The organism is Streptomyces inhibens, assembly GCF_022221585.1.
GTDB lineage: Bacteria > Actinomycetota > Actinomycetes > Streptomycetales > Streptomycetaceae > Streptomyces > Streptomyces inhibens.
The window spans coordinates 6,575,616-6,600,954 of sequence record NZ_CP084681.1; the positions used below are offsets into that span (position 1 = coordinate 6,575,616).

The 25,339-nt window shown below is 71.9% G+C and carries 26 protein-coding genes and 1 pseudogene; 11 read left to right on the forward strand and 16 right to left on the reverse strand.

Annotated elements, in window-relative coordinates:
* Nucleotides 1-24 precede the first annotated feature (24 nt).
* Nucleotides 25-285, reverse strand: a complete 261-nt coding sequence (locus KI385_RS29895) for a UBP-type zinc finger domain-containing protein (protein ID WP_238575217.1) — start codon at nt 283-285, stop codon at nt 25-27.
* Between the two features lie 58 nt (nt 286-343).
* On the opposite strand from KI385_RS29895, the gene KI385_RS29900 reads away from it, so the two are divergent.
* Nucleotides 344-1,945 (forward strand): Na+/H+ antiporter, encoded by a 1,602-nt coding sequence (locus KI385_RS29900; protein ID WP_238575218.1) that lies wholly within the window; start codon nt 344-346, stop codon nt 1,943-1,945.
* 22 nt (nt 1,946-1,967) lie between these two features.
* On the opposite strand, the gene KI385_RS29905 is transcribed toward KI385_RS29900, so the two are convergent.
* From KI385_RS29905 to KI385_RS29915, 3 genes are all read right to left on the reverse strand, one after another.
* Nucleotides 1,968-2,912 carry a 1-aminocyclopropane-1-carboxylate deaminase/D-cysteine desulfhydrase gene (locus KI385_RS29905; RefSeq protein ID WP_238575219.1) on the reverse strand — a complete coding sequence of 315 codons (945 nt, stop codon included), beginning with the start codon at nt 2,910-2,912 and terminating at the stop codon, nt 1,968-1,970.
* A 76-nt stretch (nt 2,913-2,988) separates the two neighbouring features.
* Nucleotides 2,989-3,579: an N-acetylmuramoyl-L-alanine amidase gene (locus KI385_RS29910; RefSeq protein ID WP_238577913.1), complete on the reverse strand. Its 591-nt coding sequence runs from the start codon at nt 3,577-3,579 to the stop codon at nt 2,989-2,991.
* Between the two features lie 191 nt (nt 3,580-3,770).
* Nucleotides 3,771-4,004, reverse strand: coding sequence for a hypothetical protein (locus KI385_RS29915; protein ID WP_238575220.1), 234 nt, complete (start codon nt 4,002-4,004; stop codon nt 3,771-3,773).
* A gap of 79 nt (nt 4,005-4,083) precedes the next feature.
* Between KI385_RS29915 and KI385_RS29920 the strand changes: the two genes are divergently transcribed.
* The 3 genes from KI385_RS29920 to KI385_RS29930 all read left to right on the forward strand — a co-directional run bounded on the left by KI385_RS29920 (nt 4,084) and on the right by KI385_RS29930 (nt 6,103).
* Nucleotides 4,084-4,860 carry a helix-turn-helix transcriptional regulator gene (locus tag KI385_RS29920; RefSeq protein WP_425356975.1) on the forward strand — a complete coding sequence of 259 codons (777 nt, stop codon included), beginning with the start codon at nt 4,084-4,086 and terminating at the stop codon, nt 4,858-4,860.
* A 10-nt stretch (nt 4,861-4,870) separates the two neighbouring features.
* On the forward strand, nt 4,871-5,797 hold the full coding sequence (locus KI385_RS29925) for a glutaminase (protein WP_238575221.1): 927 nt from the start codon (nt 4,871-4,873) through the stop codon (nt 5,795-5,797).
* 78 nt (nt 5,798-5,875) lie between these two features.
* Nucleotides 5,876-6,103 (forward strand): hypothetical protein, encoded by a 228-nt coding sequence (locus KI385_RS29930; protein WP_238575222.1) that lies wholly within the window; start codon nt 5,876-5,878, stop codon nt 6,101-6,103.
* Between the two features lie 85 nt (nt 6,104-6,188).
* Here KI385_RS29930 and KI385_RS29935 read toward each other — a convergent pair whose 3' ends face one another.
* From KI385_RS29935 to KI385_RS29950, 4 genes are all read right to left on the reverse strand, one after another.
* Nucleotides 6,189-6,617 carry a VOC family protein gene (locus tag KI385_RS29935; protein ID WP_238575223.1) on the reverse strand — a complete coding sequence of 143 codons (429 nt, stop codon included), beginning with the start codon at nt 6,615-6,617 and terminating at the stop codon, nt 6,189-6,191.
* Between the two features lie 62 nt (nt 6,618-6,679).
* Nucleotides 6,680-7,618 (reverse strand): beta-ketoacyl-ACP synthase III, encoded by a 939-nt coding sequence (locus KI385_RS29940; protein ID WP_238575224.1) that lies wholly within the window; start codon nt 7,616-7,618, stop codon nt 6,680-6,682.
* A gap of 266 nt (nt 7,619-7,884) precedes the next feature.
* Nucleotides 7,885-10,167, reverse strand: coding sequence for a heavy metal translocating P-type ATPase (locus KI385_RS29945; RefSeq protein WP_238575225.1), 2,283 nt, complete (start codon nt 10,165-10,167; stop codon nt 7,885-7,887).
* 66 nt (nt 10,168-10,233) lie between these two features.
* Nucleotides 10,234-11,247: a helix-turn-helix transcriptional regulator gene (locus tag KI385_RS29950; protein WP_238575226.1), complete on the reverse strand. Its 1,014-nt coding sequence runs from the start codon at nt 11,245-11,247 to the stop codon at nt 10,234-10,236.
* A 93-nt stretch (nt 11,248-11,340) separates the two neighbouring features.
* On the opposite strand from KI385_RS29950, the gene KI385_RS29955 reads away from it, so the two are divergent.
* Both KI385_RS29955 and KI385_RS29960 read left to right on the forward strand, forming a co-directional pair.
* Nucleotides 11,341-12,882: an MFS transporter gene (locus KI385_RS29955; RefSeq protein ID WP_238575227.1), complete on the forward strand. Its 1,542-nt coding sequence runs from the start codon at nt 11,341-11,343 to the stop codon at nt 12,880-12,882.
* A 267-nt stretch (nt 12,883-13,149) separates the two neighbouring features.
* Nucleotides 13,150-14,235 carry a magnesium and cobalt transport protein CorA gene (locus KI385_RS29960; RefSeq protein ID WP_238577915.1) on the forward strand — a complete coding sequence of 362 codons (1,086 nt, stop codon included), beginning with the start codon at nt 13,150-13,152 and terminating at the stop codon, nt 14,233-14,235.
* A 51-nt stretch (nt 14,236-14,286) separates the two neighbouring features.
* Here the strand turns inward: KI385_RS29960 and KI385_RS29965 are convergent, their stop codons facing one another.
* Nucleotides 14,287-14,775 (reverse strand): hypothetical protein, encoded by a 489-nt coding sequence (locus tag KI385_RS29965; RefSeq protein WP_238575228.1) that lies wholly within the window; start codon nt 14,773-14,775, stop codon nt 14,287-14,289.
* 64 nt (nt 14,776-14,839) lie between these two features.
* Here KI385_RS29965 and KI385_RS29970 point away from each other — a divergent pair, with 64 nt between their 5' ends.
* Complete coding sequence (locus KI385_RS29970) at nt 14,840-15,865, forward strand: helix-turn-helix transcriptional regulator (protein ID WP_238575229.1); 1,026 nt, start codon at nt 14,840-14,842, stop codon at nt 15,863-15,865.
* Nucleotides 15,866-15,874: 9 nt separating this feature from the next.
* Here KI385_RS29970 and KI385_RS29975 read toward each other — a convergent pair whose 3' ends face one another.
* The 3 genes from KI385_RS29975 to snpA all read right to left on the reverse strand — a co-directional run bounded on the left by KI385_RS29975 (nt 15,875) and on the right by snpA (nt 18,891).
* Entirely contained in the window at nt 15,875-17,152 is a 1,278-nt protein-coding gene (locus KI385_RS29975) for a CynX/NimT family MFS transporter (protein ID WP_238575230.1), read from the reverse strand.
* Nucleotides 17,145-17,891: a FadR/GntR family transcriptional regulator gene (locus KI385_RS29980; protein ID WP_238575231.1), complete on the reverse strand. Its 747-nt coding sequence runs from the start codon at nt 17,889-17,891 to the stop codon at nt 17,145-17,147. Before KI385_RS29980 ends, KI385_RS29975 begins: the two co-directional genes overlap by 8 nt.
* A 331-nt stretch (nt 17,892-18,222) precedes the next feature.
* On the reverse strand, nt 18,223-18,891 hold the full coding sequence (gene snpA / locus KI385_RS29985) for a snapalysin (protein WP_238575232.1): 669 nt from the start codon (nt 18,889-18,891) through the stop codon (nt 18,223-18,225).
* Nucleotides 18,892-19,110: 219 nt separating this feature from the next.
* Between snpA and KI385_RS29990 the strand changes: the two genes are divergently transcribed.
* Nucleotides 19,111-20,070: a LysR family transcriptional regulator gene (locus KI385_RS29990; protein ID WP_281066921.1), complete on the forward strand. Its 960-nt coding sequence runs from the start codon at nt 19,111-19,113 to the stop codon at nt 20,068-20,070.
* A gap of 40 nt (nt 20,071-20,110) precedes the next feature.
* Here KI385_RS29990 and KI385_RS29995 read toward each other — a convergent pair whose 3' ends face one another.
* A complete protein-coding gene (locus KI385_RS29995) occupies nt 20,111-21,391 on the reverse strand; it encodes an RNA polymerase sigma factor (RefSeq protein WP_342593478.1) in 1,281 nt (426 codons plus the stop codon).
* Between the two features lie 90 nt (nt 21,392-21,481).
* Nucleotides 21,482-21,841 (reverse strand): YciI family protein, encoded by a 360-nt coding sequence (locus KI385_RS30000; RefSeq protein WP_238577917.1) that lies wholly within the window; start codon nt 21,839-21,841, stop codon nt 21,482-21,484.
* Between the two features lie 297 nt (nt 21,842-22,138).
* On the opposite strand from KI385_RS30000, the gene KI385_RS30005 reads away from it, so the two are divergent.
* Nucleotides 22,139-23,437, forward strand: coding sequence for a cation:proton antiporter (locus tag KI385_RS30005; protein WP_238575234.1), 1,299 nt, complete (start codon nt 22,139-22,141; stop codon nt 23,435-23,437).
* Between the two features lie 90 nt (nt 23,438-23,527).
* Nucleotides 23,528-23,734 (forward strand): annotated as a pseudogene (locus KI385_RS30010) (tyrosine-type recombinase/integrase); the annotation flags it as partial.
* Between the two features lie 7 nt (nt 23,735-23,741).
* Here KI385_RS30010 and sodN read toward each other — a convergent pair.
* Nucleotides 23,742-24,137, reverse strand: a complete 396-nt coding sequence (gene sodN, locus KI385_RS30015) for a superoxide dismutase, Ni (protein WP_030085982.1) — start codon at nt 24,135-24,137, stop codon at nt 23,742-23,744.
* 168 nt (nt 24,138-24,305) lie between these two features.
* Between sodN and sodX the strand changes: the two genes are divergently transcribed.
* Nucleotides 24,306-24,776 carry a nickel-type superoxide dismutase maturation protease gene (gene sodX, locus KI385_RS30020; RefSeq protein ID WP_238577918.1) on the forward strand — a complete coding sequence of 157 codons (471 nt, stop codon included), beginning with the start codon at nt 24,306-24,308 and terminating at the stop codon, nt 24,774-24,776.
* Here the strand turns inward: sodX and KI385_RS30025 are convergent.
* Nucleotides 24,680-25,309, reverse strand: coding sequence for a CGNR zinc finger domain-containing protein (locus KI385_RS30025; RefSeq protein ID WP_238575236.1), 630 nt, complete (start codon nt 25,307-25,309; stop codon nt 24,680-24,682). The genes sodX and KI385_RS30025 overlap by 97 nt on opposite strands.
* Nucleotides 25,310-25,339: the final 30 nt, after the last annotated feature.

The following is a 25,339-nucleotide window of genomic DNA, read 5'->3' on the forward strand; positions in this document are numbered from 1 at the left end:
GCTAAACGGACACCTGTGATCGATTCACACCAGTATTTGATGGACGAAGCACCAGCGCCAGGAGTCGCCCGGTTCGAACGTCCGCATCACGGCGTGGCCGGTCTCCTCGAAGTGCCCGGTCGCATGCCGGAACGGCGAGGAGTCACAGCAGCCGACATGGCCGCAGACCAGGCACAGCCGCAGCTGTACGGGATGGCTGCCGACGGCCAGGCACTCCGGGCAGGTGGCGCTCAGCGGGGCCGGTTCGGCGCGCGGCAGTTCGGCAACGTGTGTGCACTCGCTCATGATGGCCAGGTTAGATCGCCGGGACGGCCGGCGAAGAGTACGGGGACGGGACGGGCCGATGGCTGTGATGCCGCTGTTTTTGCTGGTCGCCGGGAGCGCGGCGGTCGCCGGTATGGCGCGCCGTACGCCCGTTCCCGCGCCGCTGCTGCTGGTCGCCGCCGGGCTCGCGGCGTCCGCCGTCCCCGGCGTCCCGGACTACACCCTCGATCCGCACATCGTGCTGCCGCTGGTGCTGCCCCCTCTGCTGCACACCGCGGCCCTGGACAGCTCGTATCTGGACCTGCGGGCCAATCTGCGGCCGGTGGCGCTGCTGTCGGTGGGCTATGTCCTGTTCGCGACGCTCGTGGTCGGCTACGCGGCCTACCTCGTCATCCCGGACCTGCCGCTGACCGCCGCGCTCGTCCTGGGCGCCGTGGTTGCCCCGCCGGACGCCGTCGCGGCCACCGCCATCGCCCGCAGGCTCGGCCTGCCGCACCGGATCACGACGATCCTGCAGGGCGAATCGCTGGTCAACGACGCCACCGCGATCACCGCCTACAAGGTGGCGCTGGCCGCGGCCGTCGGCACCGCCGCCACCTGGGGCGACGGGCTCAAGGAGTTCGCCCTCGCGTCCATCGGCGGCATCGGCATCGGTGTCGTCCTGATGGTGCCGCTGCACTGGCTGCGGGTGCGGCTGCGGGAGTCGGCGCTGCTGGAGAACACCCTCTCGCTGCTCATCCCGTTCGTCGCGTACGCGGCGGCCGAGCAGGTCGGGGCCTCCGGGGTGCTCGCCGTCGTCGTGGTCGGCCTCTACCTGGGGCACCGCTCCTGGCAGGTCGACTTCGAGACCCGGCTCCAGGAGGACGCCGTCTGGAAGGTGATCTCCTTCCTCCTGGAGTCGGCGGTCTTCGCGCTGATCGGACTGCAGCTGCCGGTCGTGCTGCGCGGCCTGGGGGAGTTCAGCGGACCGCAGGCCCTGGGGTACGCCGCCGTGGTGTTCGCCGTGGTGGTGCTGGCGCGCTTCGTATGGGTCTTTCCCGCGACGTATCTGCCGCGCTTCCTGTCGGCCCGGATCCGCACCCGCGAGCCCGGTACGAACTGGACCGCGCCGGTCATCGTCGGCTGGGCCGGGATGCGCGGGGTGGTGTCGCTGGCCATCGCGTTCTCCATCCCGGCCACCGTGCCCGACGGCGGACCCTTCCCGGCCCGCAACCTCGTGCTCTTCCTGACCTTCACCACCGTCATCGCCACCCTCGTCATCCAGGGCCTGACGCTGCCGGTGCTGATCCGCGTCCTGCGGCTCCCCGGCCGGGACGCCCAGGCCGAGACGCTCGCCGAGGCGCAGGCACAGAACGAGGCCTCGCGGGCCGCCGAGGAGTATCTGGACGAGTTGCTCCAGGACGAGCGGAACGCGCTGCCGGGGCCCCTCTCCGACCGGCTGCGCACCGTCATGGAGCGGCGCCGCAATGCCGTGTGGGAGCGGCTCGGCGCGGTCAACGAGGTGACCGGGGAGTCCGCCGACGAGACCTACCGGCGGCTGGCGAGGGAGATGATCGACGCCGAGCGGCGGGTGTTCGTCCAGCTGCGGGACGCCCGGCAGATCGACGACGAGATGCTGCGGACGCTGCTGCGCCGGCTGGACCTGGAGGAGGCGGCGGCCTACCGGGAGGGCGCCTCGTAGACCGGCGGCGCGGGGCCGCGGCTCAGGGCGTGCCGGTGATCACGGCGGCGACGGTGCTGCCGGGGGCGAAGGCGCCCTCCTCGGCCAGCGTCGTCAGCCCGTAGAGCAGCTTGGCCACGTAGATCCGCTCCAGCGGCAGACCGTGCCGGTCCTCGAAGGTGTCCGCGAACGCGTCCAGTTCCGGGGTGCGGCGGGCATAGCCGCCGCAGTGGAAGCGGTCGTCCAGCCGCCAGTCGCCGCGCGGTCCGCCGAACGCCGCGCGCTGCAGCTCTTCGACCGTCTCCTGGAGGAAGTGCGGGCGGCCGCCCTTCAGGACGGGCAGGCCCAGCGCGCGCTGCCGCGGCCCCAGCCCCGCGGCGAGACCGGCCAGGGTGCCGCCGGTGCCACAGGCCACCGCGACCGTGTCCACGAGCGTGTCCGGGGTCTCGCGGAGCTCCCGGCCCAGCTCCGTACAGCCTTGTGCGGCAAGGGAGTTGCTGCCGCCCTCCGGTATGACGCGGAACGCGCCGAAGCGGTCGTGCAGAGCGGCGAGCACGTCCGGGTCGGACTTGCGGCGGTAGCGGGACCGGTCGATGAAGTGCAGCCGCATCCCGTCGGCGGCGCAGCGGGCCAGCGACGGATTGAGCGGTGCGCCGGCCAGTTCGTCGCCGCGGACCACGCCGATGGTGGCGAAGCCGAGCAGCCGCCCGGCCGCGGCCGTGGCCCGCAGATGGTTGGAGTACGCGCCGCCGAAGGTCAGCAGCGCCCGCTCGCCCGCCGTGGCCGCGGCCCGCAGATTCGGCTCCAGCTTGCGCCACTTGTTGCCGGGCAGATCCGGGTGGATCAGATCGTCCCGCTTGAGCAGCAGCCGTATGCCGCGGCGCGCGAACGGCTCGTCGTCGATCTCCTGGAGGGGGGAGGGCAGGCGGGGGCGCAGGGCGCGGGGGTCGGGGAGCGGCTCGGGGGCGGTGCGGGTCACGCGGTCCATTGTCCCGCGCGCCCGGAGCGGCGGCGGACCGGCTCGTCCCGCCGGGTGCCGTGCCGCCGTGCTCACCACCGGCCGCTCATTTCAGCCGCTCGCCGATCCGCCGGCGCAGCTGGTCCATCGTGAAGCCGCGCGGATCGACCTTGCCCGGCTGCCACTCCAGATGCCCGATCACCGAGCGTTCGGTCCAGCCGTGCGCCCGGCACAGCGCCGCCGTGGCCTTCTCCAGCGCCTCCAGCTGAGCCTCGGGCCACGGGTCGTGCCCGTCGCCGAGGTTCTCGCACTCGAAGCCGTAGAAGACGCGGTTGCCGTCGGTGTCGGCCTCGTTGTCCGGCGGCAGCCGCTTTTCGGCGATCACCGCGCGCAGCACGTCGCCGTCACCGCGGCCCGCGTGATTGGCGCGGCCGCAGCCCACCAGATGCACCGTGCCGTCCTTGGTGATCACGCCATGGCACAGCGGACCGGGCAGGTCGGGGCGGCCGTCGTAGCAGAGCCGGACGGTGCGCGCGGCGCCGGAGGTGCCGGTGTGGTGCACCATCACGCCGTGCACCGGCCCCCACAGCCCCTGGGCGTCGCGGTTGTGCGTCTTCCAGCCGTCGACCTGCACGACGCGCAGCCCTTCGGACGTGAGCGCGTCGAGGAACCGGGTGGCGGACAGCGGTACGGACATGGCCCACTCCGATGCGTACGCGGCGGCCGCCGACCGCGCACCGCCTCCGCTCACGCTTGTACGGGACGGGCCCGCACCGGGAGACGGGAATGCCATTAAACGGATCGGCCGTTCGGGGGCTGTACGAGTGCTTTCGGCCGCCCCCGGAGCCCGGCCCGGTGTCCGTCCGTGCTACCCGCGGTCCGTCGGCGTCACCCGTGCAGGAAGGCGTCGCCGTGCGCGTTGACGTGTGCCTCCAGTGCGTTGAGCGCGTCCTGCGTCGCCGCGGCCGAACCGCTGCCCCGCCGTTCGGCGAAGTACGCGGCGCCCAGCTTCTTCAGCAGTTCATTGCCGGCCCGGTGCTGCTGCACCTCGTCGACCTTCTGCTTGCCTTGGTTGAGCGCACTCTGCGCCTGCTCCTTCGCGCGGTCGAGAAACCCTGACATGTGCCACCTCCGTGAGCTCCGTGTCGTAAGGGATCAACGGCGCGGACGGCCGTGGGGTTCCCGTGCCAGGGTGGGGGATGTGGGCGAAGTGCGCGACACAAGTGAGCCATTCGGCGTATCCGGCGGGTACCGGGAGCGGGCGTCCTCGCTGGCCGGCGCGATGGTGTGGACCCGCCGCACGCCGCCCTCGACGCGGCCTGTGCTGCCCGACGGCTGTACGGATCTGATCTGGAGCCAGGGCCGGCTGCTGGTGGCGGGCCCGGACACCGGGCCGCACTTCCCCGGCGCTCTGCCGCCCGGCACCAGCCCTGACGGCAGGGGAGGCGCCCCCATCGTCGGGCTGCGCTTCGCGCCGGGCCAGGGCCCGTGCGTCTTCGGCGTACCGGCCCATGAACTGCGCGACCGGCGGGTCCCGTTGGCGGACCTGTGGCCCGCGCACCGGGTACGGGAGCTGACCGAGCGGATGGCGGCGGCCGGGGCGCCGGACGGCGCTGCCGCAGTGGGCCGGCTCCTGGAGGAGACCGCCGCGGCCCGCCTCCGGGAAGCCGGCACGGGCACCGGCCGGACCGCCACCGTCGCCGCGGCGCTCGCCCGCGGCCGCCCCGTCGCCGAGGTCGCCCGCGCCGTCGCGCTGAGCGAACGCCAGCTGCACCGGCTCAGCCTGGACGCGTTCGGCTACGGCCCCAAGATCCTGGCCCGGGTGCTCCGGCTCGTGCGGGCGCTCGATCTGGCCCGTTCCGGTATGCCGTACGCACAGGTCGCCCTGCGCGCCGGATACGCGGATCAGGCCCATCTCGCCCGCGAGGTGAAGTCACTGGCGGGGGCTCCTATGGGGGTGCTGCTCGGCCCGGGTTAGCGTGTCCGTCATGGACTACCAGGCCGTTCTCGAAGAGGTAGCGGCCTACGCCAGGCCGTTCGTGCGACAGGGACAGGTCGCCGACTACATACCGGCGCTGGAGCGGGTGTCCGCGGACCGTTTCGGGATCGCGGTGGCCGACATCCACGGCGCGGTGTACGGGGTCGGCGACTGGGAGGTGCCGTTCTCCGTCCAGTCCATCTCCAAAACCTTCTCGCTGGCGCTGGTGATGGCCCAGAGCCCCGGCAATCAGGGCGACGGCGACATCTGGAAGCGGGTCGGCCGCGAGCCGTCCGGTACGCCGTTCAACTCGCTGGTCCAGCTGGAGGCGGAGAACGGCATTCCGCGCAACCCGTTCATCAACGCGGGCGCGCTGGTGGTCACCGACCGGTTGCAGACCCTCACCGGCGACGCCAGCACCTCGATGCTGCACTTCCTGCGCGAGGAGAGCGGCAACCCGGACCTCGCCTTCGACCAGGCGGTGGCCGACTCCGAGGCCGAGCACGGCGACCGCAATGCCGCGCTGGCGCACTTCATGGCGTCCTTCGGCAATCTGGAGAACCCCGTTCCCAGCGTCATCGAGCACTACTTCTGGCAGTGCTCGATCGAGATGAGCTGCCGCGATCTGGCCGTCGCGGGCGGCTTCCTGGCCCGCCACGGGCTGCGCGCCGACGGCAGCCGGCTGCTGGAGGCCCGCGAGGCCAAGCGGATCAACGCGGTGATGCTGACCTGCGGGACGTACGACGCGGCCGGGGAGTTCGCCTACCGCGTCGGGCTGCCCGCGAAGAGCGGCGTCGGCGGCGGCATCATCGCCGTCATCCCCGGCCGCTGCACGCTGTGCGTATGGAGCCCCGGGCTCGACGCCCGCGGCAACTCCGTCGCGGGCGCCGCGGCCCTGGACCAGTTCACGACGCTGACGGGATGGTCGGTGTTCTGAGCCCCTGGCCGGCCGGGACGAGCTGACGTTGTGGCCCCTGACCGGCAGGCGCATCGTATGGGTAGGAGGTGCACCGCCATGGAGCACGAGATTCGCGCTGAGTACGAGGAAGGCGTCCTGCCGCACGAGGACACGCCGGTCAAGATCTGGCACATGACGCGGGTGGGCACCACCACGGCGATGTGCGGGCGGGACCTGGCCCCGGCCGCCGCCACCCAGTCGGCCGACGCCTGGGGTGAAGCCAGCGCCAAGCCGTTCTGCCGCCAATGTGGCGTGATGTACATGGGTGAGCATCCCGCGAGCTAGGGCCTGTCCGGCGGATCATGGCCGGGTCCGCGGCAGCCCTGATCCGCCGGACAGGCCCTAGGGAGACGTGCCCTGGGGCCCGCCCCTAGGGAAGCGGTGCGAACAGGTCCACCCCATGGCCGTCCGGGTCCTGTACGACGGCGTAGCGCTGCCCCCAGAAGGCGTCCCACGGAGCCTTCTCGCCTGTATAGCCGTCGCCCGTGAGCTCCGCGTAGACCTTGTCGACGCCGGTGGGACCGTCGCATTCGAACGCCAGCCCCGTCGGGGCACCGGCCTGCGGCGGCGTCCAGTCAGGGTCGATGGCGCGGGCGGTCGCGTACGAGTCCCACATCAGCCGCAGGCCGCCGGGCAGCTGTGCCTCGGCGTGCGGGGCGGTGTCCGCGTCGGCGGGGATGTCCAGGCCGAGGCGGCGGTAGAAGGCGAGCGCGGCGGCCATGTCGGCGACCACCATGCCGATGGCCGCGAAGCGCGGGGTGGCGGTGGAGGGTGTGGCCGGGGAAGGAGAGGTCGTCATGGGGCGAGCGTAGGCAGCCCGCCCCATCGCGGTCTTGAACGAATCGGACGTGGTCCGGGCCCTTACGGGCAGCGGATGACCTGCCCCGCGTAGGAGAGATTGCCGCCGAAGGCGAACAGCAGCACCGGGTCGCCGGAGGCGATCTCGCGGCGCTCGACCAGCTTGGACAGGGCCAGCGGCACCGAGGCGGCGGAGGTGTTCCCGGAGTCGACGACGTCCTTGGCGACCACCGCGTTGACCGCGCCGATCCGCTCCGCGACCGGCTCGATGATCCGCAGATTGGCCTGGTGCAGCACCACACCCGCGAGATCCGCGGGCGCGATACCGGAGCGTTCGCACACCTTGCGGGCGATGGCCGGCAGCTGTGTGGTGGCCCAGCGGTAGACGGTCTGGCCCTCCTGGGAGAACCGGGCCGGCTCGCCCTCGATCCGTACCGCGCCGCCCATCTGCGGCACCGAACCCCACAGCACCGGACCGATCTGCGGCTCCGGCGAGACGGTGACCACCGCGGCGCCCGCCCCGTCGCCGACCAGGACGCAGGTCGAACGGTCCGTCCAGTCGACCACGTCGGTGAACTTCTCCGCGCCGATGACCAGCGCATTCGTCGCGGAACCGGCCCGGATGGCGTGGTCGGCGGTGGCCAGCGCATGGGTGAAGCCGGAGCAGACGACGTTGATGTCCATGGTGGCGGGTGCGTCCAGGCCGAGCTGGGCGGCGACCCGGGCCGCGGTGTTGGGGCTGCGGTCGCTCGCGGTGCACGTGGCGACCAGCACCAGATCGATGTCGTGCGGGGCGAGGCCGCTGGTGGCCAGGGCCTTGGCCGCGGCGGCGGACGCCATCGCGTCCACGGTCTCGTCCGCTGCCGCGACATGGCGGGTGCGGATGCCGACCCGGCTGCGGATCCAGGCGTCGTCGGTGTCGACGAGCTTGGCCAGGTCGTCGTTGGTGAGCACGCCGGAGGGCTGGTAATGGCCGAGAGCCAGGACGCGTGACCCGGTCATGAGTTCCCCTGTACGTGGATGGGCGAGACCCCTCCAGTCTCACCCGTCGGCTCCGGAGGACGGGTGAGCGATCCGCCAATGTTCCGTCGTCAGAACTGGAGACAGTCGTCAGAACCGGGGACGGGCGTGACGGGCCCGCCCCGCCGCGCGAGGGCGGCGGGGCGGGCGCGCGCAGAGGCAGCAGCCCGCCCGATCCAACGGCAGATGTACGGCTTCCCTGCGGTATTGCTCCGGTCACGGGCGCGTCCCGTACGCGCCCCCGGTACCTAGGCCAGCGCCCGGAAGCGCCGCAGCCGCAGGCTGTTGCCGACGACGAAGACCGACGAGAAGGCCATCGCGGCGCCGGCGATCATCGGGTTGAGGAGGCCGGCGGCGGCCAGCGGCAGGGCGGCGACGTTGTAGCCGAACGCCCAGAACAGATTGGTGCGGATGGTGCCGAGGGTGGCGCGGGCCAGCCGGATGGCGTCGGCCGCGGCGCGCAGATCGCCCCGTACGAGGGTGAGGTCGCCGGCTTCGATGGCGGCGTCGGTGCCGGTGCCCATCGCGAGCCCCAGGTCGGCGGTGGCCAGTGCGGCGGCGTCGTTGACGCCGTCGCCGACCATGGCGACCGTGCGTCCTTCGGACTGGAGTCGTGCGACGACGGTGACCTTGTCCTCGGGGAGGACCTCGGCGATCACCTCGTCGATGCCGACCTCGGCCGCGACCGCCTCGGCGACGGCCTTGTTGTCGCCGGTCAGCAGCACGGGCGTGAGTCCGAGTGCGCGCAGCCGGCGCACGGCCTCGGCGCTGGTGGGCTTGACCGCGTCCGACACGACAAGCACCGCACGCGCCGCGCCGTCCCAGCCGACGGTGACCGCGGTACGGCCCTCGGCCTCGGCCGCTGCCTTTGCGGCGGCCAGCTCGGGCGACAGGAACTGGGTCCACTCGTTCAGCAGCTGCTCGCGGCCCACCAGGACGGCGTGCCCCTCGACGACTCCCTGGACGCCCAGGCCCGGGACGTTCACGAAGTCCTCGGGGGTGGGCAGGTTCCCGGTACGGGACTCGGCGCCGGCCGCGATGGCGCGGGCGATGGGGTGCTCGGAGGCGTGCTCCAGCGCGCCGGCCAGCCGCAGCACCTGCGCCTCCTCGACGCCCTCGGCGAGATGGACCTCGGTCAGCGTCATCACGCCGGTGGTGACCGTACCGGTCTTGTCCAGGACGATGGTGTCCACCCGGCGGGTCGACTCCAGCACCTCGGGCCCCTTGAGCAGGATGCCGAGCTGGGCGCCGCGGCCGGTGCCGACCATCAGCGCGGTCGGGGTGGCCAGCCCCAGGGCGCACGGGCAGGCGATGATCAGGACGGCGACGGCGGCGGTGAAGGCGGCCACCGCGCCCTCGCCGGTGCCGAGCCAGTAGCCGAGGGTGGCGAGGGCGAGCGCGATCACGACCGGGACGAACACCGCGGAGATCCGGTCGGCCAGCCGCTGCGCCGCGGCCTTCCCGTTCTGGGCGTCCTCGACCAGTCGCGCCATCCGGGCGAGCTGGGTGTCCGCGCCGATCCGGGTGGCCTCGACGATCAGCCGGCCGCCCGCGTTGACGGTGGCGCCGGTGACGGTGTCGCCGGGGGAGACCTCGACCGGGACGGACTCGCCGGTGAGCATCGACGCATCCACGGCGGAGGCGCCCTCCACCACCTTCCCGTCGGTGGCGATCTTCTCCCCGGGCCGTACGACGAAACGGTCGCCGACGCCGAGTTCGGCGGTGGGGATGCGGACTTCGCGTCCTTCGCGGAGCACGGCGACATCCTTGGCGCCCAGTTCGAACAGTGCCCGCAGCGCCGCGCCCGCCTTCCGCTTCGAGCGGGCCTCGAAGTAGCGGCCGGCCAGGATGAAGGTGGTGACGCCGGCCGCGGCCTCCAGATAGATGGACCCGCTGCCGTCGGTGCGGGCGATGGTCAGCTCGAAGGGGTGCGTCATACCGGGCATGCCGGCGGTGCCGAAGAACAGCGCCCACAGCGACCAGCCGAGCGCCGCGAGGGTGCCCATCGAGATGAGGGTGTCCATCGTGGCGGCGCCGTGCCGCAGATTGGTCCAGGCGGCCTTGTGGAACGGCCAGGCGCCCCACGCCACCACCGGGGCGGCCAGGGTCAGCGACAGCCACTGCCAGTTGGTGAACTGCAGCGGCGGGACCATCGCCATCAGGACCACCGGGACGGTGAGGACCAGGGCGATCAGCAGGCGCTGCCGGAGCGGGGCCAGTGCGTCGGGGGCCCGGTCGTCCGGTCCGTCCAGGCCCTCGCCGCCGGGCGTCTCGGCGGTGGCCGGCGCGCTGACCGGCGGCTCGGGGAGCGCGGCGGTGTAGCCGGTCTTCTCCACGGTGGCGATCAGGTCGGCGGTCTCGACCCCGCTGCCGTCCGCGACCGCCACCTGTGCCTTCTCGGTGGCGTAGTTGACGGTGGCGGTGACCCCCTCCATCCGGTTGAGCTTCTTCTCGATACGGGCGGCGCACGAGGCGCAGGTCATCCCGCCGATCTCCAGCTCGACCCGGTGCTCTCCGATCGCGGTGGTCATGACTGCTCCTCGGTGTGCGGCGAGTGCGTGTTCCTCCGGAACCATATACCCCCTAGGGGTATTCCGTCACGAGGGTGTCTCCGCGGCGTCCTCCGCCGCCGCATCCGTTGCCGTCCCCTCCGCCCCCGCCGCGCGGGTCACCCGGCCGCCCATCGCCCGCAGATACCCGGCCAGCTCCGGCGGCTCGTGCACCGTGAACTCGCGCCCCAGCATGGCCAGCCGCATCGCCAGCCACTCCAGCGAATCGGGCGCGCTGCGCCAGCGGCAGGACGCCTCGTCGAGCGGTTCGACCTCGCCCGCCGCCGGCCCGCCCAGCCGGGCGGCCACCTCCGCGGCCGGTGCGTACACCGTCGCCACCGCCCGGTGGGTGGGAGCCGTCCCCTGCATCCGCTCCCGGACATAGGCGCCCGCGTCGGCGGCGGGCAGCTCGCGCGGTGGGGTCCGTACGCCGGTGGGGAACGGCTCGCTCAGCCGGTCCACCCGGAAGATCCGCCAGTCCTCGCGGTCGTTGTCGTACGCCACGAGATACCAGCGCCGGCCCGACGCGACCAGCCGGTGCGGCTCCACCAGGCGCTTGCTGCGGGCGCCGGCGCCCGCCCGGTAGCCGAAGCGCAGCCGCTCATGGTTGGTGATGGCCGCGGCCAGCACCGTCAGATGCTCCGGGTCGACGGTCGGGCCGTCACCGGACGGCATCGGGACGGTGGCCGTGCCGAGCGTGCCCACCCGGCGCCGCAGCCGGGCCGGCAGCACCTGTTCGAGCTTGGCGAGCGCCCGTACGGACGCCTCCTCGATGCCCTCGATCGTGTGGCCGGCGGCCGAGCGCAGGCCCACCGCGATGGCCACCGCCTCCTCGTCGTCCAGCAGCAGCGGTGGCATCGCGGTACCCGCGGCCAGCCGGTAGCCGCCCTCCGCGCCCATCGTGGCGTGCACGGGATAGCCCAGATCGCGCAGCCGCTCGATATCGCGGCGGATCGTCCGGGAGGTGACCCCCAGCCGCCCGGCCAGCTCGCTGCCGGGCCATTCGCGCGGGGTCTGCAGCAGGGACAGCAGATTCAGCAGTCGTGCCGATGTCTCGCTCATGGGGTCGATGATGCCCGTCCCAGTAGGACCGGGGCTGTCCTATATGGCTTCTAGTGTCGAAGACGTCGAAAGCGCCGATCCCTGGAGAACCCCATGACCACGACCGTGCCCGCGGCCCACGAGGCGGCCGAACCGGCCCCGGCGGCCGACCGCAGACGCTGGACCGCGCTCGCCGTCGTCCTGACCGCCAGCTTCATGGACCTGGTCGACGCGACCATCGTCAACATCGCCATCCCGAGCATCCAGCGGGACACCGGCGCGACCTTCAGCGCCCTGCAGTGGGTCACCGCCGGCTACGCCCTCGCCTTCGCCATCGGCCTGATCACCGGCGGCCGGCTCGGTGACATCTACGGCCGCAAGAAGCTGTTCCTGCTCGGCATGGCGGGCTTCACCCTCGCCTCCGCGCTGTGCGGCCTCGCCGCGACGCCGGGGATGTTGGTCGGCGCGCGGGTGCTGCAGGGCGCGATGGCCGCGCTGATGGTGCCGCAGGTGCTGGCGATCATCCACGTCAGCTTTCCCGCCCATGAGCGCGGCAAGGTCTTCGGGATGTTCGGCGCGGTGATCGGCCTCGGCGCGGTCTGTGGTCCGCTGATCGGCGCGCTGCTCACCGAGGGCGATCTCCTCGGCCTGCAATGGCGCCCGATCTTCCTGATCAACCTGCCGGTCGGGATCGCCGGCATCCTGCTCGGCCGCCGCTTCATCACCGAGTCCAAGGCCCCGCGCGCACTGCGCCTCGACCTCGTCGGCACCGCACTGGCCACCGTGGGCCTGCTGATGCTGCTCTACCCGCTCACCCAGGGACGGGAGTCCGGCTGGCCGCTGTGGGGCTTTGTCTCGATGGCCGCGAGCCCGCTCGTGCTGGCGGTCTTCGTACGGTACGAGCGCGCCAAGGCCCGCAAGGACGGCTCACCGCTCGTCGAACTCTCCCTCTTCAAGGTCAAGACCTTCGCGGCGGGCGTCGGCGTCCAGCTGACCTTCGGCGCCGTCAGCGGCCTCTTCTTCCTGATCTGGACGCTCTATATGCAGCTGGGTCTGGGCTGGGGCGCGCTGCACGCCGGACTGACCGGAGTGCCGTTCTCGCTCGCCTGCTCGGCCGCGGCCGGGATCTCCGTCCAGAAGCTGGTGCCGCGCTTCGGCCGTAAGGTCCTGCAAGCCGGCGCGCTGATCATGCTCTCGGGTGCGCTGCTCTACATCTGGGAGGCCGGGCACTACGGCACCGCCATGCAGTCCTGGCAGATGGCGCCGGCGATGCTCCTGATGGGCGCCGGTATGGGCCTGATCGTCGCCCCGATCACCGACTCGGCGATCTCCGAGGTACCGGCCGAGCACTCCGGTTCGGCGTCAGGCATCTTCAACACCACCGGCCAGCTGGGCATGGCGCTGGGCCTGGCCCTGTCGTCGGTGGCCTTCTTCGGAGTCGTCGGCGATACGGGCGAGGCGGGCGGCGCCGCGCTCGGTGCCTCGTTCATCGACGCCACCACCCACGCCCTGTGGTGGGTCTCGGGCGGTCTGGTCCTCGTCTTCGGCCTGCTGTTCCTGCTGCCGCGGCGGGTCCGTACGCAGCACCCGGTGGAGCACGAGGCACCCGAGACCGGCGCGGGGACGGAACGACAGCAGCCCGTCCTGGTCTCCTGAGCGACCGCCGCCCGCAGCCCGCCCGGCGCTCCACGGGCCAAGGAGTCATGGCCGTGCCCGCCACCAGCGGGCCGGCGAAACCCTCGATGGCACCGCGGAGTTGATGATCGGCACGGTCGCGGCGGGGCCGCACGTCGGGCCGGCACGGCGGGGAACGGCCCGGGCGGAGCCGTTCGACCGAGCGTCGCCGCCCCGCTCCGCCGGGTAAAAACAGCCCCTTTGCCGTACCGTTCGCGGCCTCTCGCGGGCCATACTGGCCCGGTGTCGATGATCAGCAACCTCCGCAAGGCCGTCCGGCTGCCGCAGCCGCGCACCCGGGGGGTCGACCTCAGCCACCCGGCACGCTCGCCGCTCGGCACCGCCGTGGTGAACTGCGCGGTGTACGTGGACGGGGTGCGGCAGGACGGCAACCAACCGGCAGATGTGGCGATACGGCGGGTTCGTCAATCGAAAAGCGGATTTGTGTGGATTGGTCTGCATGAGCCGTCCGAGGCGGAATTCGCCGGAATTGTCGAGCTGTTCGGGCTGCATCCGCTCGCCGTCGAGGACGCGGTCTACGGCCACCAGCGGCCCAAGCTGGAGCGCTACGACGACTCGCTGTTCACCGTCTTCAAGACGGTCTGCTATGTCGAGCACGACCGGCTCACCGACACCAGTGAAGTGGTGGAGACCGGCGAGATCATGGTCTTCACCGGCGCCGACTTCGTGATCACGGTCCGGCACGGAGGGCACGGCTCGCTGGGCCCGCTCCGCGAGCAACTGGAGCGTGCGCCCGAGCAGTTGGCGCTCGGCCCGTCCGCCGTGCTCCACGCCGTCGCCGACCTCGTCGTGGACGACTACCTCGATGTCACCGCCGCCGTCCAGGACGACATCGACGACGTCGAGAGCGAGGTCTTCTCCGTACGCGGCAGCGGCGGGGCCGGCCAGATCTACCAGCTCAAGCGCGAGCTGCTGGAACTCAGGCGCGCGGTGGCCCCCTTGGACCGGCCGATGCAGCAGCTGGCGACCCAGCCGATGGCGCAGCTCGACCCCCGGATCAAGACGTACTTCCGGGACGTCGCCGACCACCTCGACCGGGTCACCGAGCAGATCACCGCGTTCGACGAACTGCTCAACTCCATACTCCAGGCGCATCTGGCCCAGGTCACCGTCGCCCAGAACGAGGACATGCGCCGGATCAGTGCCTGGGTCGCGATCCTGGCCGTACCGACCATGGTCTGCGGCGTGTACGGCATGAATTTCGACCATATGCCGGAAAGGCACTGGACGTTCGGCTATCCGCTGGTGATGGTGCTGATCGTGGTCGTCTGCTGGGTGATCCACCGCGGCTTCAAGCGGAACGGCTGGCTCTAGGCGGCTCTGGCCGGCTCTGGCCGGCTCTGGGCGGCTCTGGGCGGTACGGCCCTAGGCCGGGGCCTTCGTGAGGTCCACGGTGAACTGGTACTCGTACCGGATGCGGCGGTCCTCGTCGAGAGCGGCGAAGGTGCGGCCGGTCCAGGCGATATCGCCGCCGGCCGAGGGAATCATGTGGGTGGTGAAGCTGACGGCGCCGTGGTGGGCGGTCGCGTCCCCCGCGGAGTGGAAGAGGTAACCGCCGTCCCGCACCAACTGGTTGTGGGCCGAGGTGACCCGCTCCTCCAGCGCTTCCAGGCCCTGGTAGCGCGCCTCCGGGGTGAGTTCGACGGCGTCGGCGGCCCACACTTCGGCGATACGGCGGCGGCGGGCCACGGGGTCGGTCTCGTTCCAGACGGCGATGTAGCGGTCCACGAACTGATCGACATCGACGGCGATTTCTCTGCCGATGTCCCCGGCGCCGATCGCGTTGGTGTGCGTGTTGGAGTGCGTGTTGGAGTTCACGTGGCTGTTCACGTTGGTGTTCACGTCGGTGTTCATGGCGCGGACGGTAACGACGGTCCACTGACACCTTCTGTCAGTGGTGTGCCGGAGACTTTCCCGTATGCGCGCGAGCCGATTGCTGTCCATCCTGTTGCTGCTGCAGACCCGGGAGCGCATGACCGCGCAGGAGCTGGCGGATGCCCTGGAGGTGTCCGTGCGTACGGTCTACCGCGATATGGAATCCCTGGGCGCGGCCGGTGTGCCGCTGTACGGCGAGCCGGGGCACGACGGCGGGTACCGGCTGCTGGGCGGGTTCCGCACCCGGCTGACCGGGCTCACCGGGGACGAGGCCGATGCGCTGTTCCTGACCGGGCTGCCCGCGGCCGCCGCCGACCTCGGGCTGGGCGCGGTGGTGACCGCCGCACAGCTCAAGCTGATGGCCGCGCTCCCCGCCGAGTTGCGCGACCGGGCCGGCCGGATCACCGAGCGGTTCCACCTCGATGCCCCGGGGTGGTACCGCGACGGCGAGCGCACCCCGCATCTGACCGCGGTGGCGGACGCGGTCTGGCACCAGCGCGCCGTGCGGATGCGCTATCTGCGCTGGGCCGAGCCGCACGAGGTCAGCCGCACGGTGTGGCCGTACGGGCTGGTGCTCAAGGCGGGTCATTGGTACCTGGTGGCGGCCGGCGCCGGCGAGCGGGTCCGCGCGGGCGGTACGGACGACCCCGCCGGCCCCCGTACGTACCGCATCGCGCGGATCATGGAGCTGCACGTCCTCGACGAGCGGTTCGAGCGGCCGGACGGGTTCGATCTCGCCGGTCACTGGAAGCGCTATCTGGAGTCGTTCGAGACGCGTCGTCATCAGGACGAGGCGACCGTGCGGCTCGCCCCGGGCACCCTCGACCGGCTGCCCCACCTGTGGAACCCCGCGATGACCGAGGCCGCCCGGCGCACCGCCGCGCGCCCGGACGCCGAGGGCTGGATACGGGTGACGGTCCCGATCGAGTCCGTGGCGCAGGCACTGCCCGAACTCCTCAAGCTGGGCGCCGACGCCGAGGTCCTCGCCCCGGCCGGACTCCGCGCCCAACTGGCCCGGACGCTGACGGCGATGGCGCGTCGCTACCGGCCTGAGCAGCCCCACCCTTGACCTGAGCCGCTACCGCCCCGCGACGTGCCGTGGCCGCGCGGCCAGTCGGCCCATGGCGATCTGCGGGAGCAGCAGTGCCAGAAGGACCGCCAGCGGAACCGTCCAGCTGCCGGAGGCGTCGTGCACCGCGCCCAGGACGGCCGGGCCGGTGGCGGCGAGGATGTAGCCGAAGCACTGGGCCATGCTGGAGAGTTGGGCGGTGTGCCGGGCGTCCGGCGCGCGCTGGACGATGAAGAGCAGCGCCAGGCTGATCGCCGCGCCCTGGCCGAGGCCCAGCAGCACCATCCAGAGGTAGGCGCCATCGGCCGGCGCGAGCAGCAGGCCCACGAAGCCCACCGCGCACAGCAGCGCGCCGACGGTGGCCGGCACTCCGGCCCGTATCCGGCGGCCGACGACGACCGGTGCGAGGAACGACCCCGTGATGCCCAGCAGCGAGGAGAAGGAGAGCATCCAGCCGGCGTCGCCCGGGCTCATTCCGGCGTCCGTGAGCATCGTCGGCAGCCAGGCGGCGGCCGCGTAGTAGCTCAGCGACTGCAGGCCCATGTAGCCGGTGACCTGCCAGGCCAGCGGATCGCGCCACAGGCCGCGCACCGGGTGCGCCGCCTGCCGGGCCGCGGCCGCAGGCATCCGCTTACGGCTGCGGATCCGCGGCAGCCAGACCAGCAGTGCCAGGACCGCCAGTGATCCCCAGCAGGCCAGCGTGGTCTGCCAGCTCAGGCCGGCGGCCTGCTGGACGGGCACCGTGATGCCGGCCGCGAGCGCGGCGCCGCCGAACAGCGACATGGAGTACAGACCGGTCATCAGCCCGGCCCTGGCCGGGAAGTCCCGCTTGATCAGGCCGGGCAGCAGGACGTTGGCGACGGCTATCCCGGCGCCGATCACCACCGTCCCGGCGAACAGCGCCACGACCGGGTCCAGCATCCGCAGCGCGGTGCCCGCACAGATCAGCGCCATCGTGCCGAGCAGCGAGCGCTCCATGCCCCACCGCCGCCCCAGCCGCGGTGCGAGCGGCGCCAGCAGACCGAAGCAGAGCAGCGGCAGCGCGGTGAGCAGACTTGTGGCGGCGGCCGACATCCCGCTGTCGTCGCGGATGGTGCCGGCGAGCGGGGAGACGGCGACCAGCGCGGGGCGCAGATTCAGCGCCAGCAGGACGACGCCGATACCGAGGTACAGGGCGCGGCGCCCGGTGACGCCGGGCGGCGCCTCGGCCGGTGCGGCGACCGGCCCCTCTGGTGTGGCGGTGGCGGGCCGTTCCGCCGTGACCGCCGGTCCTCCTGCCTCAGGCATGCGCGTCGCCTTCGGGGTGGGTGTGGTGGGTGCCGGCCCGGTGCTCCGCCGGCGGCTCGCGCAGGGCGTTCATCGCCTCCGTGAGGTGCGCCAGCGCGGCCCGCTCGGCGGCCTCGGCGTCCCCCGCCTCGATGGCGTCGACGATGGCGGTGTGCGCATCGAGCTGGTGGCGTACCGCGTCGGGCAGCGGCGTGCCGACCACCGCCTGCAGCGTTGCGCGCAAGGCGTCGCTGAGGTGCTCGTACAGCTCGGCCAGCACGCTGTTGTGGGCGGCGGCCGCGACCGCGCGGTGAAAGCGCATGTCCGCGTCGATGAAGGCGGCCACATCGCCGCGGTCCCAGGCCCGGCCGCGCTCGGCCAGCGCGCCGCGCAGCGCGGCGAGATCCTCGTCGGTGCGGCGCTCGGCGGCATAGCGCGCGGCATCGCGCTCCAGGCTGGCGCGCACCTCGTACGCCTCCAGGTGCTCGGCCCGCCGCAGCCGCCGCTGCACGGCCGCGCCGAAGTCGCTGCTGGCGCGGACGTAGGTCCCGTCGCCCTGCCGCGGCTCCAGCATTCCGGTGTGCACCAGCGCGCGGACCGCCTCGCGGACGGTGTTCCGCCCGACGTCGAGCTGCTCGACCAGTACGGGCTCGGCCGGGATCTTCGCCCCGACCTCCCATTCGCCCTCGGTGATCAGCCGCTCCATCTGCTCGATGACCAGGTCGACCAGGCTGGTGCGGGCGGTGCTGCGCAGCGGCATCGGCGCCGTCCTCCTTCTTCGCGCTTCTTCGCGGAAGCGCGGAGCGCTGAAGCCCTGCCCTGCCGTCTTATTCCACCGGTGATGGGAACATCCCATGTTTAGTGGTGTCAAACGAAAGCGGTGGGGCTCGGAGAGGAGCCCCACCGCGTGGACGGCGCAAGAGATGCGAGGACCGGTGGGGATACGAGGGCCGGCCGCCAGGTTCCGGCACTCGTCAGTCCCAGGCCGTTCGCGGGCCCGACCGCCGTCAGCACGGTCAGGACCGCGGGCCACCGCCGAACTTCGTTACTTCATCGGGCCTGCTTCGTGCGTCAGGGACCTTCGCCCGACGTCAGGAGGCCTTGCCGAAGTGGACGCCGGCCAGACCGTTCGCCCAGAGCTGGTCCACCTGGGCGCTCTCGTTCGCGTCCGGCTTGGTGTTCTGGCAGGACGTGCCGGGGCCGCCGCCGGACATCAGCTCGCTGCACGGACCCTCGTAGTGGTCCGGCAGACCCAGCACATGGCCGGTCTCGTGCGCGGTCACGCGGGTGGAGTTGTACTCCTGGTTCTGCTGGTAGTCCAGGAAGACGAAGCCCTTGCCGTGACCGTCGGTGCTGGCGTACGAACCACGCGCGTCGTTGCCCTCGCGGTACTGGAAGTCGCCGCCGCTGCCTTCCTGCAGCTTCACGTTCGAAACGGCGCTGTTCCAGATCGAGGCGCTCTCGGATATCTGGTTCGCGAACGTCGGGGCCGCGCTGGCGTCATAGGTGACGGTGACCGAGGCCGCGTTCGGGTGGGCCTTCATCTTGGCCTTGGCCGACTTCATCACGGCCTCGAAGAACGCCTTGGTGTCTGCCTTCTCGGCCGCCGATCCGTTGTACGCCGCGATCGAGGCGCGGGTGCTGTGGGAGGAGTTGGCGTGGGAGGAGGGGGAAGCTGCCGAAACCGGCGCCGCGACTGCGAGCGCGGCGGCGAGGCCCAGGCCGAGCGCTGCCGACAGCGCCGTCTTGGGAGTTCTCATGTGGGGGGCTCCTTAGTCTCCGAAGGCCGTACGGTCGCCGTGTGGGGCGGCGACCGGGGCCCTGCGGATTTCTTGGTGCCGTTGAGTCTGGACGGAGTTCACCCGTGAGACGGAGATGCCAGGTGGCGATAGCTTCAGCCAATACCCCGGGAAAAAGAACAAGTTCGGACAGGTTTAAGAGTCTGGTGTGACGGATGCCGACGTCGTTATGCTCCCGACGTGGAGCTCGAGGTAAGGCATCTTCGCGCATTGTGCGCCATCGCCGACTCAGGCAGCGTACGCAAGGCGGCGCGGCAACTCGGCATGAGCCAGCCTTCCTTGACGACTCAGTTGCACCGCATCGAAAAGGCCCTCGGTGGCCAGCTCTTCTTCCGTGAACCGACCGGCAGCCGGCCCACCCCCCTGGGGCATTCCGTGCTGTGCCGGGCCCGGCCGATAGTGGCCGAAATGCGGGCGCTTGTCGATGAGGTCGCCTCGGCCTCGCTCCGCGAGCAGGGCGCCCGGTTGAACATCGGCAGCACCAACAGCCCCGCGGTCGCCGGCTGGCTGCGTCGGCTGCGGGTGCGGCTGCCGGAGACGGACACCACGATAAGGACCGATGTGTCCGCCAATGCGCTGCTGCACATGGTCGCGATGGGGCAGCTCGACGCCGCCTTCGTCCATGAGGTCGAGGGCGCGCCGCTACGGATCCCCGACGGCCTGGTCGCGCATGAACTCATCGCCAGGGAACCGCAGTTCATCGCCCTGGCGGATACCCACCCCGCGGCCGCCCAGGAGATCGTCCGGGTGGCGGACCTCGCCGACGACCAGTGGATGGTCGATCCGACCGTGGACGGCGAGTGGGCGGGCCTGCGCCGTATCTGGGCCGCGGCCGGCATCAAACCCCGCGTCGTCCACGGTGATTACCTCACCACCGTGGACCTCGTCACGGCCGGTGAGGTGGTCACCCCCTGCCAGCCGACCGCCCGCTCCCGGCACGGCATGGCCATCCGCCCGCTGTACGGCGACCCGCTGGCGGTCCGCCTGTTCATGGCCTGCCGCCAGGACGGCACCCCGGCCGCCCCCGCCGACGACCTGTTCGCCGACCTGACCGCCGCGTACATGGAGATCGCCTGGGCGAGCGAGGCGTACCGGGCATGGCTCGTACGGCACGACGGACCACTGCCGGTGGGTCGGTAGCGCCCGCCCGGCCGGCTCCGAAGAGGCCCGCGAAAGCGGCTTACACGGGGAACTCCTGCTCCCTGGCCCGCTCCTCCAGCATCGTCCGCTCGCGGGCGTTACGGGTCAGCGCGGCCGCCCGCAGGAACTCCTCCCGTGCCTCCGCCGCGCGCCCCAGCCGGGCTAGCAGGTCGCCCCGTACGCTCGGCAGCAGGTGATAGCCCGCCAGCGCCGGCTCCGCCGCCAGCCCGTCCGCGACGGCCAGACCCTGCTCGGCCCCGAACGCCATGCCCACCGCGACCGCCCGGTTCAACTCCACGACCGGGGACGGCGTGACCTGCGCCAGCGCCTCGTACAGCACAGCGATCCGCGGCCAGTCCGTCTCCTGGGCGGTGCGCGCCCGCGCATGACAGGCGGCGATCGCGGCCTGCAGGGCGTACGGTCCGACCGTCCCGCCCAGCTCCTCGGCGCGGGCGAGGGCGGCCAGCCCGCGACGGATCAGCAGCCGGTCCCAGCGCGACCGGTTCTGCTCCAGCAGCAGCACCGGCTCACCCGTCGGCCCGGTCCGCGCCGCCGACCGCGACGCCTGGATCTCCATCAGCGCCACCAGCCCGTGCGCCTCCGGCTCCTCGGGCAGCAGCCCGGCCACGATCCGCCCCAGTCGCAGCGCCTCCTCGCACAGCGCCGGACGCATCCAGTCGTCCCCGGCCGTCGCCGCGTACCCCTCGTTGAAGACCAGATAGATGACCTCCAGCACCGACGAGAGCCGCTCGGCCAACTCCTCCCTGGCCGGCACCTCGAACGGCACCCGCGCCGCGGCGAGCGTCTTCTTCGCCCGTACGATCCGCTGCGCGACGGTCGCCTCCGACACCAGGAACGCGCGGGCGATCTCATCGGTCCGCAGGCCGCCCAGCAGCCGCAGGGTCAGCGCGACCCGCGCCTGGGTGGACAGCACCGGATGGCAGGCGATGAACACCAGCCGCAGCAGATCGTCCTCGATCACCTCGGTGTCCAGGACCCGCTCGAAATCGGCCTCCGCCCAGGTGGGTTCGCGCTCCGCCTCGTGCCCGAGCGTCTCCACCTTGCGGGCCAGCCGCTCCTGCCGGCGCAACAGATCGATCGCCCGGTGCTTGGCGGTGGCCATCAGCCAGGCCCCCGGATTGTCCGGGACACCGGTTTTCGGCCACCGCTCCAGCGCGGCCACCAGGGCGTCCTGCGCCAGCTCCTCGGCCAGCCCCACATCCCGCACGATCCGCGTCAGCCCGGCGATCAGCCGCGCCGACTCGATCCTGAACACCGCTTCGATCGCGCGATGAGTATCGCCTGTTGCCGTCACGGGCACCCATCAGAGCACCCGGGTCCCGCCGCGGCAATCCGAACCGCGGAACGGGCACCCGGCGCTCCCGTCCGGTACGCCGGATGTCCGGCGGGCCTAGGCACCGGCCCCCGGCGGCTCCTCCACCTGCCGGACCTCGGCCGTCAGCTCCCACTCGCTCCCGTGCATCCGCAGGAACCGCGACGCCCATTCGACCGCCTCCTCCTTCGACGCGGCCTGGATGAGCAGGTATCCGCCGATCACCTCTTTCGCCTCGGCGAACGGCCCGTCGGTCACGCTCAGCTTCCCGCCGGACAGACGCACCCGGGTGCCCTGCGCCGTCGGCGTCAGACCGGCGGTGTCCAGCAGCACCCCGGCCTTGGTCATCTCGTCGATCAGCTTCCCGATCACCTCCATCAACTCGGGGCCGGGCCCGCCGGCCGGCATCGACTTCTCGTCGATCTTGAGCAGCATCATGTAGCGCACGGCGCATCTCCTTTGCGTGTCCATCGGTCTGAACGGGGCGGAATCGGTGGCCTGAAACGGCCGCCGACCGGTGGCCCGATTCCGTCCCCTTGCTAACGCGACGAACGGTCCTCGCCCGGATCGACACCCCCACGGAAATTCCTCCGTCCCCTTCCGTCTCTCTTGCCACCGGCCTTCGACCAACCGTGTGAAAGGCACCGCCCCGGCCTTCCGGGAGCGGCCGGGCACCGTGGCGATGGCCGAGAGTGGGAGCCCCGAAGGCCGGCCCGGCCAAGCCTGGAGACCCCCGTGGACGGCACTTTTTCCCTGGTACTGCTCCTGCTGTTCCTGTGGTGCCTGTGCTCGCGGCGGATGGAGCGCTTCGAACTCACCGCTCCGGCCGCGTTCGTGCTGATGGGCCTTCTGCTCGGCAAGGGCACCGGGGTCCTCGACCTCGCCCTCCCGCACGAGACGGTCAAGGTGCTCGCGGAGATCACCCTGGTCTGGGTGCTCTTCACCGATGCCGCACGGCTCTCCCTCCGGGCCCTGCGGCCGGAACTCGGCCTCTGTGTACGGCTGCTGGGAATCGGGCTTCCCCTGTGTGTGGGACTCGGCACGCTGCTGGCGTCCGTGCTCCTTCCCGGCGTTTCGGGGTGGGCCGCCCTGTATGTCGGGGCCGCGCTCGCTCCGACGGACGCCGCGCTCGGCGCGACGATGATGGTCAACCCGGAGGTGCCGGCCAGGATCCGCCAGGTCATCAACGTCGAGAGCGGCCTCAACGACGGCATCGTCACGCCGCTGGTGGTGCTCGCCCTGGCCGGAATGTCCGCGGCCCAGGGCACCGCGGGACCGGACGCCTCCGGTCATGCCCTGGTGCAGCTGGCCGTCGGTGCGGCGTACGGCGCGGTGGTCGGACTGGCCGCCGGACGGCTGCTGAGGACCACGCTCCGCGGAGGCTGGGCGGCGGAGGACTTCGCCGGCGTGGGCGTCCTGGCCCTGGCCCTCCTGGGCTACACGTCCGCCCTCGCGATCGGCGGCAACGGCTTTGTCGCCGCCTTCGTCGCCGGTCTGGCCTTCGGCGCGACGCACGGTGCACCGCGGCGGGTGCTGCTGTACGTCGAGCAGTCCGCCTCGCTGCTTTCCGTGTTGGTATGGCTGGTTTTCGGCGCCGTCCTGCTTCCGGAGGCGTTCGCCCACTTCACCTGGCAGGTCGTGGTCTACGCGGTGCTGAGCCTGACCGTGATCCGCATGCTGCCGGTGGCGCTGTCCCTGATCGGCAGCGGTCTGGACGCCGGAACGGTGCTGTTCGTGGGCTGGTTCGGGCCCCGCGGCCTGGCTTCGATCATCTTCGGGCTGCTCGCGGTGGAGGAGCTGGCCCCCGCCGGCGCACAGCCGGTCGTCCCGGTGGTCGCCTGCACCGTGCTGCTCAGCGTCCTCGCGCACGGCCTCACCTCCGCCCCGCTGGCGAGCCGCTACGGACGGGCGGCGGCCAAGGGCGTGGGCCCGTCCGGCGCGGCGCCGGCCGAGCTGCCCGTCAGAGGGATGGCCGCCGGCGGCATGCACCGGATCCACAAGCCCCGTACGGAAAACGCCGACGGAAACCACTGACGAAAGACGCCGCCGCCCGTGCCGAGCGTCGGCGTGGATGAGGACCGGTGCCAGGCCCCGGCCCAGGCTTCGGGCCGCTTCTCGACACGGCTGCCCGCCGGCGGGGCGAGCGTCAAGGAGGTCCAGCTGGTTCTCGGCCGCGCGTCCGCCGTCATCACGCTGCGGATCTACGCGCACCTGTGGCCGGGGGAAGAAGACCGCACCCGCTCCGTCATGGACGCCGTGCTCGGCGGTATGCGGACCGGGTGCGGACAGCTGGGCGAGGCGACCCGCGAAAGTGCAGGTCAGACTGCCTAGGTAAGGCTCAAGCCTTCTTGGTCTCCCAGAAGATCTTGTCGATCTGGGCGATGTAGTCGAGGGCCTTCTGGCCGGTCGCCGGGTCGTTGGAACCCTTGGCGGCGCTGAGCGCCTTGAGGGTGTCGTTGACCAGCTGGTGCAGCTCCGGGTACTTCTCGAAGTGCGGGGGCTTGAAGTAGTCGCTCCACAGCACCGAGACGTGGTGCTTGGCCAGCTCGGCGCGCTGCTCCTTGATCAGGACGGCGCGGGTGCGGAAGTCCGCGTCCTCGTTGGCCTGGTACTTCTCCTGGACGGCCTTGACGGACTCGGCCTCGATGCGGGCCTGGGCCGGGTCGTACACGCCGCAGGGCAGGTCGCAGTGGGCGCTGACCTTGACCTTGGGGGCGAACAGGCGGGAAAGCATGTTCAGTCCTTCCTCGTGATCGTCTTCTCAGGTGCGAGATTACTCGGTGCGGGAAGGCTTTTCTCGGGCGGCCCGGGGGACTTAGGGCAAAAGTCCAGTGCCAAGGTGGGACTGATGGAGGATGGACCGGTGAGCGGGTCGGACCGGGGTTTGACCGGGAGGTACGGGATGCCGGAGCGGGTGCACGAGCGCGGGCCGGAGCAGGGTGAGGGCGTGGAGCCGGGGCATGAGCGGAACGGGCTGCTCCGGGCGTTCGGGCTGGCGGAGGTGTACAACCCGTCGATGGTGCCGACGCTGCAGCCCGGTGACCAGCTCGTGGTGCAGTACGGGGCGGCGGTGCGGCCCGGTGATGTCGTCGTGCTGCGGCACCCGTTCCGGCAGGATCTGCTGATCGTCAAGCGGGCCGTGCAGCGGCGCGACGGCGGCTGGTGGGTCCAGGGGGACAACCCGTTCGTCGAGAACGACAGCCGGGAGTTCGGGGTGGTCCCTGACGAGCTGGTCATCGCGCGCGCATGGATGCGGGTGCGGCCGCCGCGGGGGATTCAGCGGTCGGTCACCGGGGTGCTGTCCTGGGCGGTGTCGGCGGTCCGGCCGGTGCGGGCCGAGCGCTCGCTCTCCAGGCGCTTGCGGGCGCGGTAGGCGGCGACGTTGGCGCGGGTGGCGCAGCGGTCGGAGCAGTAACGCCGGGAGCGGTTGGTCGAGGTGTCCAGGTAGACGTTGCGGCAGGGGCTCGCCTCGCAGATGCCCAGCCGGTCCACGCCCAGTTCGGTCAGGTGGAAGGCCAGCCCCATACAGGCGGTCGCGGTGAAGCCCGCGGTCGCGTTGGCGGCGTGGTCGGCGATGTGCATGTGCCAGTTGGGGCGGCCGTTGTCGTCCCGGTACTCGTGGCCGGAGATCTGCGGGCTGACCGGGAACTCCATCATCAGGGCGTTCAGCAGGTCCACGGCCAGGACCTCGTCGCCGGCGTCGGCGGCCTCGAAGATGGCGCGCAGCCGGGCGCGGACCGCGCGCAGCCGGGTGACGTCACTGTCGGTGGCGCGCCGGGCGGCCTGCTGGGCGGGGCCGAAGAGTTCGCGTACGGCCTCCACCGAGGTCAGGGTGTCGCCACCGCGCTCGGGCTGCTCGGTGTTGACCAGTCGCACGGCATAGTCCGAGTAATAGGCCAGTTCCACTTGTAGTCCTTACGGGCGGGGGCTAGGGTG